Origin of the sequence: Beutenbergia cavernae DSM 12333 (genome assembly GCF_000023105.1) — a bacterium.
Classification (GTDB): domain Bacteria; phylum Actinomycetota; class Actinomycetes; order Actinomycetales; family Beutenbergiaceae; genus Beutenbergia; species Beutenbergia cavernae.
This window is the reverse complement of record NC_012669.1, coordinates 783,917-797,361: the sequence shown is the minus strand read 5'-3', so window position 1 is coordinate 797,361 and position 13,445 is coordinate 783,917. Positions and strand designations below refer to the sequence as shown.

The 13,445-nt window shown below is 75.1% G+C and carries 14 protein-coding genes and 2 pseudogenes; 8 read left to right on the top strand and 8 right to left on the bottom strand.

The window, feature by feature from the left end; translation table 11 throughout:
* Positions 1–67 precede the first annotated feature (67 nt).
* The 3 genes from BCAV_RS03625 to lysS form a co-directional block, all read right to left on the bottom strand.
* The gene (locus BCAV_RS03625) at positions 68–403 is read right to left on the bottom strand and encodes a histone-like nucleoid-structuring protein Lsr2 (protein WP_012725763.1); all 336 of its coding nucleotides are present in this window, start codon (positions 401–403) and stop codon (positions 68–70) included.
* Between the two features lie 121 nt (positions 404–524).
* A complete protein-coding gene (locus BCAV_RS22880; protein WP_012725762.1) occupies positions 525–701 on the bottom strand; it encodes a hypothetical protein in 177 nt (58 codons plus the stop codon).
* Positions 702–718: 17 nt separating this feature from the next.
* Entirely contained in the window at positions 719–2,182 is a 1,464-nt protein-coding gene (gene lysS / locus BCAV_RS03620) for a lysine--tRNA ligase (RefSeq protein ID WP_043348370.1), read from the bottom strand.
* A gap of 168 nt (positions 2,183–2,350) precedes the next feature.
* Between lysS and BCAV_RS03615 the strand changes: the two genes are divergently transcribed.
* Genes BCAV_RS03615 through BCAV_RS03605 form a run of 3 tightly spaced genes read left to right on the top strand, consistent with a single transcriptional unit; the run spans position 2,351 to position 5,501 of the window.
* Positions 2,351–3,568: a DUF418 domain-containing protein gene (locus BCAV_RS03615; RefSeq protein WP_012725760.1), complete on the top strand. Its 1,218-nt coding sequence runs from the start codon at positions 2,351–2,353 to the stop codon at positions 3,566–3,568.
* 5 nt (positions 3,569–3,573) lie between these two features.
* Complete coding sequence (locus tag BCAV_RS03610) at positions 3,574–4,875, top strand: sensor histidine kinase (protein WP_012725759.1); 1,302 nt, start codon at positions 3,574–3,576, stop codon at positions 4,873–4,875.
* Positions 4,872–5,501, top strand: a complete 630-nt coding sequence (locus BCAV_RS03605) for a response regulator (RefSeq protein WP_012725758.1) — start codon at positions 4,872–4,874, stop codon at positions 5,499–5,501. Before BCAV_RS03610 ends, BCAV_RS03605 begins: the two co-directional genes overlap by 4 nt.
* 4 nt (positions 5,502–5,505) lie before the next feature.
* On the opposite strand, the pseudogene panC reads toward BCAV_RS03605, so the two are convergent.
* Positions 5,506–6,345 (bottom strand): annotated as a pseudogene (panC, locus tag BCAV_RS23140) (pantoate--beta-alanine ligase); the annotation flags it as partial.
* Positions 6,346–6,453: 108 nt separating this feature from the next.
* A pseudogene (locus BCAV_RS23135) lies at positions 6,454–7,371 on the bottom strand (Rossmann-like and DUF2520 domain-containing protein); the annotation flags it as partial.
* A 54-nt stretch (positions 7,372–7,425) separates the two neighbouring features.
* Here BCAV_RS23135 and BCAV_RS03595 point away from each other — a divergent pair.
* The 4 genes from BCAV_RS03595 to BCAV_RS03580 are packed head-to-tail and all read left to right on the top strand — an operon-like array spanning position 7,426 to position 9,952.
* Entirely contained in the window at positions 7,426–8,256 is an 831-nt protein-coding gene (locus BCAV_RS03595; protein ID WP_043346516.1) for an alpha/beta fold hydrolase, read from the top strand.
* Positions 8,249–8,842 (top strand): TetR/AcrR family transcriptional regulator, encoded by a 594-nt coding sequence (locus tag BCAV_RS03590; protein WP_012725755.1) that lies wholly within the window; start codon positions 8,249–8,251, stop codon positions 8,840–8,842. Before BCAV_RS03595 ends, BCAV_RS03590 begins: the two co-directional genes overlap by 8 nt.
* Before the next feature lie 31 nt (positions 8,843–8,873).
* Positions 8,874–9,311: a MarR family winged helix-turn-helix transcriptional regulator gene (locus tag BCAV_RS21375; RefSeq protein WP_012725754.1), complete on the top strand. Its 438-nt coding sequence runs from the start codon at positions 8,874–8,876 to the stop codon at positions 9,309–9,311.
* On the top strand, positions 9,308–9,952 hold the full coding sequence (locus tag BCAV_RS03580; RefSeq protein ID WP_012725753.1) for a hypothetical protein: 645 nt from the start codon (positions 9,308–9,310) through the stop codon (positions 9,950–9,952). Before BCAV_RS21375 ends, BCAV_RS03580 begins: the two co-directional genes overlap by 4 nt.
* A 15-nt stretch (positions 9,953–9,967) precedes the next feature.
* Here the strand turns inward: BCAV_RS03580 and BCAV_RS03575 are convergent, their stop codons facing one another.
* A complete protein-coding gene (locus tag BCAV_RS03575; protein WP_012725752.1) occupies positions 9,968–10,561 on the bottom strand; it encodes an NUDIX hydrolase in 594 nt (197 codons plus the stop codon).
* 78 nt (positions 10,562–10,639) lie between these two features.
* On the bottom strand, positions 10,640–10,951 hold the full coding sequence (locus tag BCAV_RS03570) for a hypothetical protein (protein ID WP_012725751.1): 312 nt from the start codon (positions 10,949–10,951) through the stop codon (positions 10,640–10,642).
* A 136-nt stretch (positions 10,952–11,087) separates the two neighbouring features.
* Between BCAV_RS03570 and BCAV_RS03565 the strand changes: the two genes are divergently transcribed.
* Entirely contained in the window at positions 11,088–11,732 is a 645-nt protein-coding gene (locus BCAV_RS03565) for a DUF1684 domain-containing protein (RefSeq protein ID WP_012725750.1), read from the top strand.
* On the opposite strand, the gene BCAV_RS03560 is transcribed toward BCAV_RS03565, so the two are convergent.
* Positions 11,723–13,219 (bottom strand): PH domain-containing protein, encoded by a 1,497-nt coding sequence (locus tag BCAV_RS03560; protein WP_245528936.1) that lies wholly within the window; start codon positions 13,217–13,219, stop codon positions 11,723–11,725. The genes BCAV_RS03565 and BCAV_RS03560 overlap by 10 nt on opposite strands.
* Positions 13,220–13,445: the final 226 nt, after the last annotated feature.

Genomic DNA, 13,445 nt, shown 5'->3' with positions numbered 1-13,445 from the left:
CGATCACCCCTCGATCGACGGCCGGTCATGCGCGGGAGCCGGCGCGCACGCCGCCTCCCGAGGTCGCTCAGTGCGCCTTGTCGTACGCCTCGCGGACCTCGGCGGAGATCCGACCGCGATCGCTCACCTGGTAGCCGTTCGCCACCGCCCACTCGCGGATCACCGCGGCGTCGGACCCACCGGCGCGCGAGCGGGGACGCCCGGCGCCCCGCGTGGTCGTGCGGCGGCCGCCGGAACGGCGCGCGTGACCGACCCACTCCGCGAATGCGTCACGCAGCTTCGACGCGTTCTTGTCGTTGAGATCGATCTCGTAGGAAACGCCGTCGAGAGCGAACGTCACCGTTTCCGAGGCCTCGCTGCCGTCGACGTCGTCGACCAGCAGGACGCTCACCTTCTGGGCCATGAGGACTCCCCATCGTTCGATTGCCGGAACGTACGTCGTCCATGCTTTCAGCCGATCGTCGACGCTGTCAATCGCAGCGCGCTATTCCTATTCCGGAAGGGGTTCGCGGTGGCGCAGCGCGTCAGGCGTGCTCGTCATCGGGCGCGCGCCTGGCGGCTCGCTCCGACCGCGCGATCTCGGCGTCCTCCCGCTGCCTGGCGACACGTTCGCGCCGGTCAGCGAGCACGAGCGCGCGGATCACGACGGTGAACAGCAGCGCGAGGCCGATCGGCGGAAGCAGGGCACCAACAATCTCCACGCGTCGATCCTACGCCGTCAGCTCTCGCGGGGCTTCACGAGGGGGAAGAGGATGGTCTCGCGCACCCCGAGCCCCGTGAGGGCCATGAGCAGGCGGTCAATTCCCATGCCCATTCCGCCGAGCGGCGGGAGCGCGTGCTCCATCGCCTCCAGGAATTCCTCGTCCACGCGCATCGCCTCCGGATCGCCGGCGGCCGCGAGAAGCGCCTGGGCCTCGAAGCGAGCGCGCTGCTCGACGGGATCGATGAGTTCCGAGTAACCGGTGGCGATCTCCACGCCCCTGATGTAGAGATCCCATTTCTCGACGACGCCGGCGCGGTCGCGATGAGCGCGCACCAGGGGTGAGGTGTCGAGCGGGAAGTCCCGCACGAACGTCGGCGTGTGCAGCGAGGGGCGCACCAGGTGCTCCCAGATCTCCTCGACCACCTTGCCGTGGGACGCCGTCGCGAGGTCGATCTCCAGCTCGTGCTTCTCCGCGAGCCGCAGCAGCTCGTCCAGCGGGGTCTCGGGCGTGACCTCGAGCCCGAGCGCCTCGCTGAGAGAGCCGTAGAGCGAGATCGACGGCCACTCGCCACCGACGTCGAACTGCTCACCGTCCGCCAGCGTCACGGTGGTCGAACCGAGAGCGGCGCGGGCCGAGGACTGCACGAGCTCCTGCGTGAGCCGGGCCATGCCGTCGTAGTCGGAGTACGCCTCGTACGCCTCGAGCATCGCGAACTCCGGCGAGTGGCTCGAGTCCGCCCCCTCGTTGCGGAAGTTGCGGTTGATCTCGAAGACGCGGTCGATGCCGCCGACCACCGCCTGCTTGAGGAACAGCTCGGGGGCGATCCGCAGGTACAGGTCGATGTCGTAGGCGTTCATGTGCGTGACGAACGGCCGGGCCGCCGCACCGCCGGGCTGGGTCTGCAGCATCGGCGTCTCGACCTCGACGAAGTCGCGCTCGTGGAACGCGGCCCGCAACGCACGGACGACCTCGGCCCGCACCCGCACGACGTCGCGGGCCGCGGGTCGCGCGATGAGGTCGAGGTAGCGCCGGCGGACGCGCGTCTCCTCGCTCGTGCCGGCGTGCAGGGTCGGCAGGGGGCGCAACGCCTTGGCGGCGATCGACCACGAGTCGGCGAAGACCGAGAGCTCGCCGCGGCGGGAGGAGATGACGCGCCCGTGCACGAACAGGTGGTCGCCGAGGTCGACGTCCGCCTTGAACGCCTCGAGGCTCTCCGCACCGACCTCCGCCTGCGAGAGCATCGCCTGGAGCGTGGTGCCCGCGCCGTCGGCGATCGTCACGAAGCACAGCTTGCCGGTGTTGCGCAGGAACATCACGCGCCCGGCGACGCCGACGACGTCGTCCGTCTCCTGCCCCGGCTCGAGGTCAGGGTGGGCCGCGCGCACGTGCGCGATCGTCGTCGTGCGCGGCACGGACACGGGGTACGGGTCGATGCCGCGGGCGAGCAGGCGGTCCCGCTTCTCGCGGCGGACGCGCATCTGCTCGGGCACGTCGGGCTGCTCGGCGGTGTCGGGCTGCTCGTTCACCCGGGAAGTCTACGGCGCGCCCCGCCTCCACCGATCGGCGGAGGCGGGCGCCGTCGACCGGTCGACGACGGCGTCGCGCACCGTTCGTAGCGTCGGGAGACACAGGCGGAGGGAGCCGACATGACAGTCCCCGACGGGGCCACGACCGACACGAGTGCCGCACCACGACCCGACCGTGCGCTCGCCCCCGACCTCGCGCGCGGCGTCATGCTCGCCCTCATCGCCGTCGCGAACGTCGGGATCTACCTCTACGACCGGCCGTACGGCATGCGCCAGCACGTGCTCTCGCCCGAGTGGTGGGACCGCGTGGCGAGCGGCGTCGTCGTCGGCGCCGTCGACTCTCGCGCCTACCCGCTCTTCGCGGCGCTGTTCGGCTACGGGGTCGCGCGCATCGCCGCCCGCGCGAGCGCCGCGGGATCCGGGGGTGACGCCGAGGCGCGACGCCGGGTGCGCCGGCGCGGCCTGGCGCTGCTGGTGTTCGGCGCCGGGCACGCGCTCCTGCTGTTCTCCGGCGACGTGCTCGGGGCGTACGGCCTCGTGAGCCTCCTGCTCGTCGCGTTCCTGCGCTCGTCGGACAAGGTGCTGCTCCGGGTGGCGGTGGCGACGGCGGTCGTCACGCCGTTCGTCCAGGGCGTCACGATGGCGGACCCGGGCCCGACGGCAGAGCGCACGCTGTTCTGGTCCGTCGCGATCGCCGACCCCCTCGAGGCGATGGCGTGGCGTGCGCCGGAGTGGCTCATCGGCACGGTCGGCATGGTCGGGGTGGTCCCGGCGGCGCTCATCGGCCTCTGGGCCGGCCGGCGACGCATCCTCGATCGGCCCGCCGATCATCGTCCGCTGCTGCGCGGCTGGGCTGTCGGTGGCATCGCGGCTGGGCTCGTCGGCGGCCTGCCCGCCGCGCTCGTGGTGGCCGAGGTGTGGCACCCGGCAGGCGCGACGGCGACGCTCGTCTCCGTCCTGCACGTCGCCACCGGCCTGCTCGGCGGGCTCGGGTACGCCGCCGCGATCGCCCTGTTCAGCCTGCGTCGTCGGGGGCGGGCGTCCCGGCTCACGCACGCCCTCGCCGCGACCGGGGAGCGCTCGCTCACGTGCTACCTGGCGCAGTCGGTGGTGTTCGTCGCGCTGCTTCCGGCGTGGACGCTCGGGCTCGGTGCGCGCATCTGGCCGGCCGCGTCCGTCGCGCTCGCCTTGGCGTGCTGGGGCCTGACGGTGGTGCTCGCAGTGGTCCTCGCCCGCCGGGGGTCGCGGGGAGCGGCGGAGACCCTGCTGCGGCGCAGCTATGCCACGCCGAGCCGGGCGGTGGGAGGATCGAGCGCACCGGTCGGAGCAGGGAGGTGACGTGCATGGTCGAGGCGGACGTCGCGCACCAACCGGGCGAGGAGCCGCAGCGGCGCGAGTGGTCGAGCCTCGTGTGGCTGTACGTCCCGCTGCTCGCGCTCGCGCCGTGCCTCGCCGTCGCCCTCGTGCTCGGCGTCGCGACGCCCATGGTGCTCGCGGTGAGCGCCGCCGTCGTCGTCTGGCACGTCGGCTGGGTGGTGCTCCATCCCGCCTGGCCCGAGTCGCGGTTCCTTCCCATGGCCGTCTACCTCGTCGGCCTCCTGGCCGGGGCGTGGTGGCTGAAGACCGAGGACTTCGTGTTCTTCCCGGTGCTCCTCTCGTGCTTCGCGATGTGCTTCGTCGTGCTCCCCGGCGGGTGGGCGTACGCCGCGACGGCGGTGACCGGCGTCCTCACCGTCACCGACCGCGACGGCCTGGATCTCTCCGGCCCGTTCCTCGCGATCCTCCTCGGCAGCGTCGGGCTCTCGTCGGTCATCGGCTGGACGATCCGCAGCTCGGAGCGCCAGGAGCGGCGCGAGCGCGAGCTGCGGGTCGAGCTCGAGCTGGCGCACGAGGCCAACCTCGCCCTCCAGGCGGACCTCGTGCGCGAGGCCCACGACGCGGGCGTGGCGGCCGAACGCGCTCGCCTCGCCGGCGAGATCCACGACACGCTCGCCCAGGGCCTCGCCGGGGTCACCGCCCAGCTCGAGGCCGCGGAGGCGGAGCTCGGGGACGCCCACCCCTCGGTCCGGCGGGTGCGCCTGGCCCGCGACCTGGCGCGCGAGAGCCTCCGCGAGGCACGCCGGTCCGTCGCGGCCCTGCGACCCGGCCCGCTCGCGGAGGGGCGGTTCCTCGAAGCCGTGCGGGGCGCCGTCGCGGCCTGGCAGGAGCGGTCGACGGCGACCGCCGACGTCCGGCTCGCCGAGCCGCCGGATCGCCTCGGCGCCGACGTGGAGCACGCGCTCCTGCGGGCCCTGACGGAGTGCCTCGCCAACGTCGCACGGCACGCCCGGGCCGGCACGGCGAGCGTCTCGCTCACGTACCCGCCCGGCGTCGTCGTCCTGCGCGTGCGCGACGACGGCGTCGGCTTCGCACCCGGGGCGCGGGGCAGCTCCGACGGCGGCTACGGCCTCACAGCGCTCGCTGCGCGCGCGACCGCGCTCGGCGGCACGGTCGACGTAGTCTCCGCCCCGGGCGCGGGCACCACCGTGACCGTGCGGCTGCCCCGGCAGGCGGCCGGGATCGGCGGCGGGTCCGGGTCGCCGCGTGCCGAGGGTGCGCCGGCCGACGACGGCGCCCCGGCCGGGCTGAGCGGAGCGCAGGGGTGAGCATCCGGATCGTGGTCGTCGACGACCATCCCGTGGTCCGCGACGGCATCCGGGGGCAGCTCGCGACGACCGACGACCTCGACGTCGTCGGTGAGGCGGCGTCCGCGGACGAGGCGCTCGCCGTCGTCGCCGCGACGAGTCCCGATCTCGTCGTGACCGACCTGCGCATGCCCGGTGGTGGCGTCTCCCTCATCACCCACCTCGCGGCGTCCGCACCCGGCGTGGCGGTCCTCGTCCTCACGACGTACGACACGCCCGACGACGTGCTGCCGGCGCTGGACGCCGGCGCCCGCGGCTACGTGCTCAAGGACGCCCCGCGCGAGGAGCTCTTCCGTGCGGTGCGGGCCGTGGCAGACGGCGAGACGTTCCTCGCGCCGTCGGTGGCCGGGCTGCTCGTCAGCCGGGTCCGGGCCCGCCAGCAGCCGGCGCCCGCCGCGTTGTCGGGGCGCGAGGTCGACGTGCTGCGGCTGGTCGCCGACGGTCGCACGAACCGGCAGGCCGCCCAGCTGCTGGGTGTGACGGAGGCGACGGTGAAGACGCACCTGCTGCACGTGTACGCGAAGCTCGGCGTGCCGGACCGCGCGGCGGCCGTCGCCGCGGGCTACCGCAGCGGGCTGCTGCCCTGAGCGCTCACGGGTGCAGCTCGAGCGGGGTGTTGTCGATGAGCCGGACGCCGTCGACGACCGCCGCAACCAGCAGGACCACCTGCCCGGTGGCGTCGACGTCGACGGGCACCATGCGGGCCGGGTCGACGAGCGCGAGGTAGTCCACAGCGACGCGGGGGTCGGCCCCATCGAGCACGTCCTGGGCCGCGGCGAGCACCGCCCCGGCGTCGTCCCCGGCCTCGGCGCGCACCCGCCCGGCCCGCAGCGCCGCGGACAGGGCGAGCGCGGCGTCCCGCGCCCCGGCGTCCAGGCGCGCGTTGCGGCTGCTCAGCGCGAGCCCGTCCGCCTCGCGCACCGTGGGGACGGCGACGACGCGGGTCGGCACGTCGAGGTCGCCCACCATGGCCCGCACGAGCGCGAGCTGCTGGGCGTCCTTCTGGCCGAACATCGCCACCGCGGGCTGCACGAGGTGCAGCAGCTTGAGGACGACCGTGAGCATCCCGTCGAAGTGCCCGGGGCGTGAGGCGCCCTCGTACGCCGCGCCGACCGGGCCGGCCGAGACCGTCACCCGCGGCGTCCCGCCCGGGTACATCTCGTCGGCCGACGGCGCGAAGACGAGATCCGGGGCGTCGGGGCCGAGCGCGCGCAGGGCGGCGACGTCGTCGTCCAGGGTGCGGGGGTACGACGCCAGGTCCGCGGCGTCGCCGAACTGGAGCGGGTTGACGAAGACGGTGACGACGACGTGCCGCGCCTCGCGCCGCGCCGCCCGGACCAGCGCGACGTGCCCGTCGTGCAGCGCACCCATCGTCATCACGACGGCGACGTCGCCCGGCATGTCCGCGCGCGCCGCGCGGAGCTCGGCCGTGGTGCGTGCGACGGACGTGACGGGAGCCGGCAGGTCGCGGGGCGACGCCGGCGCGCGCGTCGCCGTCGAGCTCGCCCCGCTCGCGGCCAGCGGGCCGACGGCGTCCGCGGGGCGCCCGCCGTCGTCGGCGAGCACGTCGAGGAGCTGCTGCGCCGCACCCTCGCCGATGCGCCCCGCGACGAGCGCCCGCTGCGTGGTGGCCCGCGCCAGGGCGCGGTAGGTCCGCGGGACGTCGACGAGACCGGGGTCCTCGGCGGCGAGCCGGCCGAGCACCTCGAGGTGCGCCGCCACCGTGCCGACGTCGCCACGCGAAACGGGACCCGTGAGCGCCGCCTCCCCGGAACGCACCACGCCGTCCAGCGACGCACCCACGAGCGGCGCGAGCAGGTACCCGGGATCCTCGACGCCGGCGCCCGCGAGCAGCCGCTCCGCCTGCCCGACGAGCGTCACGAGGTGGTTCGAGGCGTGCGCGAGGGCCGCGTGGTAGGTGGGGCGCGCCGACTCCCGCAAGACGACCGGCTCGCCGCCGATCTCGACGACGAGCGCCTCCCCGATGGGCAGCACCGGACCCGGAGCGGTGACGGCGAACGGGCAGCCGACGAGCCGCGTGAGATCGAGGGAGGTGCCGGTGAACGTCATCGCGGGATGGATCGCGAGCGGGATCGCCCCGACCGCGGCGGCGGGGCCCAGCACCGCCGTGCCGTAGCGGCCGGACGTGTGCACGACGAGCTGTCCCGGCTGCCACGCGCCGAGCGCCGCGAGACCGGAGACGAGCTCGGTGAGCGCGTCGTCCGGCACGGCGAGGAGCACGAGCTCGCTGCGCTCGACGACCTGCTGCACCTCCAGGACGGGCACGCCGGGCAGGAGCATCTCGATCCGGTCGCGCGAGGCGGCCGACACGCCGCTCGCGCCGACGACGGCGTGCCCGGACGCCCGCAGCGCGTTCCCGAGCACCGCGCCCACGCGTCCCGCTCCCACCACACCGACGCCGAGCCGCCCCGGCCTGCTGGAGTTCACGGCGCCCATCCTCCCGCACGTCGAGGGTTGACGATCATGGCTAATAGCCATAGCCTTCTCGCTATGACACAGCAACTGCAGTACCTCGACCGGCCGGGCGGCCGGATCGCCTACACCGTCACCGGGACCGGGCCGCTCGTGGTGGCCGTGCCCGGCATGGGCGACCTCCGGTCCGCCTACGACGATCTCGCCCCGGCTCTCGTCGCCGCCGGCTACCGCGTCGCCGTCACCGACCTGCGCGGCCACGGCGACTCCGACACGACGTTCCCGGCATACGGCGACGTCGAGACGGGGTGGGACGTGCTCGCGCTCGTCGAGCACCTCGGGGGCCCGGCCGTGCTCGTCGGCAACTCGATGGGCGCCGCGGCGTCCGCCTGGGCAGCCGCTGAGCGCCCGGACGCCGTGCGCGGCCTCGTGCTCCTCGGCCCGTTCCTGCGCGAGCCGGAGGCGTCCGGCACCCGCCGAGCCATGAATCGCCTGCTGTACCGCGCCGCCCTGGCAGGCGGGTGGGGCGCGGGGTTCTGGGCGCGGTTCTACCGCTCGCTGAACGCGGGCCGGACGTCGCCGCGGCTCGACGCCCACGTGGCCGAGATCCGTGCGGCGCTCCGCCGCCCGGGGCACCTCGCCGCACTGCGCAACCTCGCGCTCCAGCTCGACCACGACCCGGTGACCGCGCGCCTCGGCGACGTCGACACCCCCACGCTTGCACTCCTCGGTGCCGTGGATCCGGACTACCCGGACCCGGCCGCGGAGGCCGACTGGATCCGGAGCGTGATGCGTGCGCGCGTCGAGCTCGTCGACGAGTGCGGCCACTACCCGCAGCACCAGCGCCCGGACGTCGTCGTGCCCGCCGTGCTCGACCACCTCGCCGCCCTGCCCAGCGCCCGTGCCTAGGGCGGGGCTCTCCCGCGACGCCGTCGTCGCGCTCGCGCTCCGCCTGGTCGACGACGGCGGCCCGCGCGGGTTCGACGACCTCACGCTCGCGCGTGTCGCCTCGGCGGCCGGCGTCGCGACGCCCAGCCTGTACAAGCACGTCGCGTCGCTGGCGGACCTGCGCCGCGGGGTCGCCGTCGTCGCCGTGCGGGACCTCACGCGCGCCATGGCCGAGGCGACCATCGGCCGCTCCGGACCGGACGCCGTCGAGCACCTGGCGCACGCGTGGCGATCGTTCGGCCATGAGCACCCCGGCCGGTACGCGGCGACCCAGGTCGCACCCGACCCCGACGACCCGGCCGACGCCGGGCTGCGCGACGCCGCCCGGGAGGCGGTGAATCTCGCGGCAGCGGCACTGCGCGGGTTCGACCTCCCCCCGGACCGCATGATCGACGCCATCCGCGTGCTTCGCGCCTCGGTGCACGGCTTCGTGCTGCTCGAGCTGGGCGGCGGACTGCGCCTCCCGCAGGATCTGGACCGCAGCTTCGACGCCCTCGTGCGGGTGCTCGTGGACGGGATCGCCGCGCTCGCCCGGCCAGATTCGTGAAGTCTCTTCATGATGCGGTATCTTCACCGTCATGCCAGACGTGCTCGACCGCCTCCTGGAGATCACCTACCTCTTCCAGCGCGACATGGCCCGGACGTTCGAGGCCGACGGGCTGACCCCCGCACGCCTCCATCTGCTGTGGGTGCTCGGGGCCGAGGGGCCCCTCCCGCAGCGTGCGCTCGCTGCGGCGCTCGACGTCAGCCCGCGCAACGTGACGGGCCTCGTCGACGCGCTCGAGGCCTCCGGGCACGCGGCCCGCCGGCCGCACCCCTCCGACCGGCGGATCGCGCTGGTCACCCTCACCGACCGCGGAGAGACGGTGGTCGCCGGGATGCAGCGCGACCGCCGCATCCTCACCGACGAGCTCGTGGCGGGGATCGATCCCGGCGACCTCGCTCGCCTGGAGCGCGACCTCGCGATGGTCGCGGATCGGCTGCGGAGCCTGTTCGACGCCGGGCGGCCGACGTGAGCGCGACGACGACGGCGCCGCGTCGCACGGCCTGGCACCGGGTGCGTCACCTCGCACGCCGGGCGTGGCGGGCGGAGCTCGGGATCTGGCGGAGCCTCGGCCGTTTCGCGCTGCGGCGGCCACGCGTCCCGGAGGGGTCGACGGCGTTCCCGTACCACCGGCTCGTGCAGCCGATCCTGATCGCGTTCATCGTGGTCTCGGCGATCGAGGTCGTCGTCGTCGACCTGCTCGTGCACCGGTGGCCGCCGGTCCGGATCCCGCTCCTCGCCGTGGGGATCTGGGGCCTCACGTGGATGACCGGGCTGTGGCTCGCCTACCTCACGCGCCCTCACGCCGTCGGGCCGGCGGGCATCTCGGTGCGCCACGGCACCGAGGTCGATGTGACGATCCCGTGGGACTCCGTCCACTCCGTCGCCGTGCGCAAGGACGTGGTCGAGGGTCGGGCGCCTCGCGTCACGGACGACATCGACGGCGGCGGCCGGACGCTGCACCTGCGGATGCAGCACGAGACGAACATCGAGCTCCGCCTCGACGTCGCGATCCCGGTGGAGCTGGGCGCGGGCACCGTCGAGGTCGAGACCGTGCGGCTCTACACGGACGAGCCTCGCGCGTTCCTCGAGGCGGCTCGACCGTTCATGTGACGGTCGCCGCCCTCGTCAGACGGCCACCTCGGCCAGGATCAGCCTGATCCGCTGCGGCAGGTCGGCGGGGACACCGGACGGCAGGTCGTCGAGGGGCCACCACGCGACGTCCTCGCTCTCGTCGCTGACGTGCGGCACGGCGTCGGCCGGCGCGAGGGCCGCGTAGCCGACGTCCCAGTGGACCCGACACGCGCCGAACGCTCCCACCAGCGTGTGCCGGTGCAGGTCGGCCGGTCGCGCGACGAGCGGCGTCAGGTCCGCGATCCCGCCCTCCTCCCGGCCCTCGCGCAGCGCCGCGTCGAGGCCGGACGCGTCGCCGGGCTCGAGATGCCCGCCCAGCTGCAGCCAGCACCGCGCCTTCCGGTGGAACGCGAGGAGCACGCGACGTCGGTCCGGCGAGAACACGAAGCAGCTCGCCGTGAGGTGCTCGGGTCCGCCGTCGCGGCGCGCGGCAGCCGCCCCGGAGCCGGCCACGAACTCCAGGTACTGCGATCGCAGTGCCGCCTGGCCGGTGTCGGCCGGCGCCCAGGCGACGAGGTCGGCGACGACGCGGTCGACCAGCTCGGAGCTCGCGGGCGCGGACGGGGCGGCAGGGTGAGGACTCGACACGCCCGGACCGTACCGCGGCCGGCGCCTCGGCGGGCCACTCGGCTCGGAGCCGGGGTCCGGCGAGGTACGAACGCGGCCTCAGACGCGAGGCCCGAGGCAGACCGCCGTCGGGGCGCAGAGCGCCAGCACCAGGCCGTCCGCCTCGCTCACGTGGACGCACAGCAGCGCGCCACCCCGGCTGGCGAGCTCCGAGGCCGCCTCCTCGACGACCGCCGCGGCGCGTCGGCCCCGCAGTCTCGCCGCCTCGAGGTCGAGCACCACGACGTCGGCGCTCGGGGCCAGTGCGGCGAGCACGTCGTGCATCCGGACAGCGTCCGCCCGCCCCAGGTCGCCCACCGGGCGCACCGTGGCCGTGAACCATCCGCTGGGCGACTGCGTCGTGACGGCCATCGTGTGCTCCTCCCGGGTCGTGCCCCGAGCATCGACGCCCGCGCTGGGCTCCGGCCGGGACGCTCCTGGGAGCTCGCTGGGAACCGGTCCGGCGCGGGCAGCCGCGCGCCCTGGCCGGATGCGGCAGGGTGGAGCGATGAGCGCCGCCGCACCCGCCGACCCCTGGTCCGTCCTCGACTGGCGACGGCGGACGGCGCGGCTCTACGCCGGCGTCCGCCTCCTCGCGCACGACGACCCGGCCGCCGCCCACGGCACCTGGGCACGCGGTCGCACCGACCTGCTGGCCACGCACTCGGCCAGCCCCGTGCCCGCGGAGGCGAGGGACGCCGTCGCCGACCTGTGGCCGGTGGCCCCGTACGACCCCGAGCTCCGGTTCGACGTCGCGATCGACCCCGAGGGCGCGGGCGAGCGCTGGACCTACCCGACCGGGACCGACGGCGACGTCGCGTTCGTCCGGGTCGGCACCGCGCCCACACCGCTCGGCCCGCTCGCCGTGTGGTGGCTCGCCGCCTACGGGGGCGGGATCTTCGTGCCGGTCGCCGACCCGCACCCGTCGACGTTCGGTGGCGGCCGGTACGTCGTCGACACGGTCAAGGGGGCGGACCTCGGGTCGTCGCTCGGCACCGACGGCGCGGGCCGGCTCGTGCTCGACCTCAACTTCGCGTACTCGCCGTCGTGCGCCTACGACCCGGAGTGGGCGTGCCCGCTCGCCCCCGCCGCCAACCGGCTGGACGTGCCGATCGGCGTCGGCGAGCTGGTGGCCGCGCCGAGTCAGGCCTGAGCGTTCGACCCAGACCCTCCGGAGGGTCTGTCTCGGCCGCTGGGGTCTGACTCAGCGGGAGCCGCGGGATCCGCCGGCGCCTCAGCCTCGGCCGCGGGATCCGCCGGCGCCTCAGCCTCGGCCGCGAGGTCGGGCGCCACCCGCAGCATCCATTGCTCCGGGCCGGCGGCCTGCCGCGCCGTGTGTGCGCGCTCGGACTGCTCCAGCAGCAGCTCGAGCGCCACCGCGGCGTCGAGGTGCGCGACGCGCGGCCGCACCGGCCCGTTCGTCGAGTGCGCGGCGAACGACGTCAGGCCCAGCCTGCGCTGCCACGGACCGCGCTCGACGGCGAGCGACTGCGTGCGCTCGTGGGGCACGACCTGCAGCGTCCGCCAGAGCCAACCGCCGCGCAGCAGCAGCGCCGTGCGCGTGATGCGGAAGCCGTTGCGCCGCCACGCCATCGGGTCGAGCCAGCGGGCTCGCCGCGGGCTCGACGTCCAGCCCGCCGCGTCGCCCCGCCCGACGAGCCCGGAGTCGAGCAGGGTCGCCGCGTCGTCGTCGCCGAGGTCCGGGAGCGCCAGCCACAACGCCGTCAGCGCCTCCTGCCGGCTGCCGACGGGGAGCAGCAGGCTCTCCGTCTGGCCCGCCGGCCCGTACGCGGCGATGTTGACCTGCACGCGCCACCAGTCCTTGAGGCGCCACAGCGGCGGCTGGTGGATCTGCACCGCCTGGATCCGGCCCGGCGGCACGGTGCGTGCCTTGTGCTCGAGCAGCCCGTGCCGGACCCGGATGCCGTCCGGCGAGATCGCGGCCCGGAACGAGAACTCGCCGCTGAACCGGCCCCAGAAGTACGCACCGAAGCCGAGGAGCATCGGGAGGATCGAGAACACGAAGCCCCACGAGCGCACGGCGATCGCGCCGACGGCGACCCCGACGCAGAGCAGGACGAACGCGATGGTCGCGCCGGACAGCGCGAGCGATCCGAGCACCATCCCCGGGCCGACGGCGAGCACCTCGCGCTCCGGCGCCCGCGGGACCGGCGCCACCTGCCCGGCGTCGTCGGCCGTCACCTCGAGCCCGGCGGCGCGCGCCAGGATCTCGTTCCGGAGCGCCTGAGCCTGGTCCTCCGTGAGGTAGCTGAGCGTGATGTTTGACTCGGCGCCACCCGCGGACTCGATCTTCAGCGCCGCGAAGCCGAAGATCCGGCCCAGCAGCGGCTGGGTGACGTCGACCGCCTGGACACGGTCGAGGCGCACGTCGCGCTCACGGCGGAACAGCACGCCCGAGTGCATGACGACGGCCTCGGCGGTGATCCGGAACGTCAGGCGGCGCCACGCGAGCCAGGAGTACACCAGGCCGATCACGGTGCCGAGGACGATGACCCCGACGATCACGAGCACGAGCGTCACGCCCGGCAGGTCCAGCTCGGACAGCTCGCGTGCGTACTGCCACACGAAGATCGCGAGGAGCGCCGCAGCGACCTTCCAGGCGTTCAGCAGGGGCGTCACGCGGTGCACCCGGCGCCAGCCGGCGGCGTCGACCTCGAGGCCGCCGCCCGGCGGCGGGACGGCGCCGGGGGGCGGCGGGACGGGACTCGAGGCCGGCGGGTACGGACCCGAGGCCGGCTGGACGGGACCCGGCGCTGGCGGGTACGAACCCGGAGCCGGCGGGTACGGACCCGGCGTCGGGACCGAACCGTGCGGCGGCCCGGCCGACGGCGTGGGCGGCGGCTGG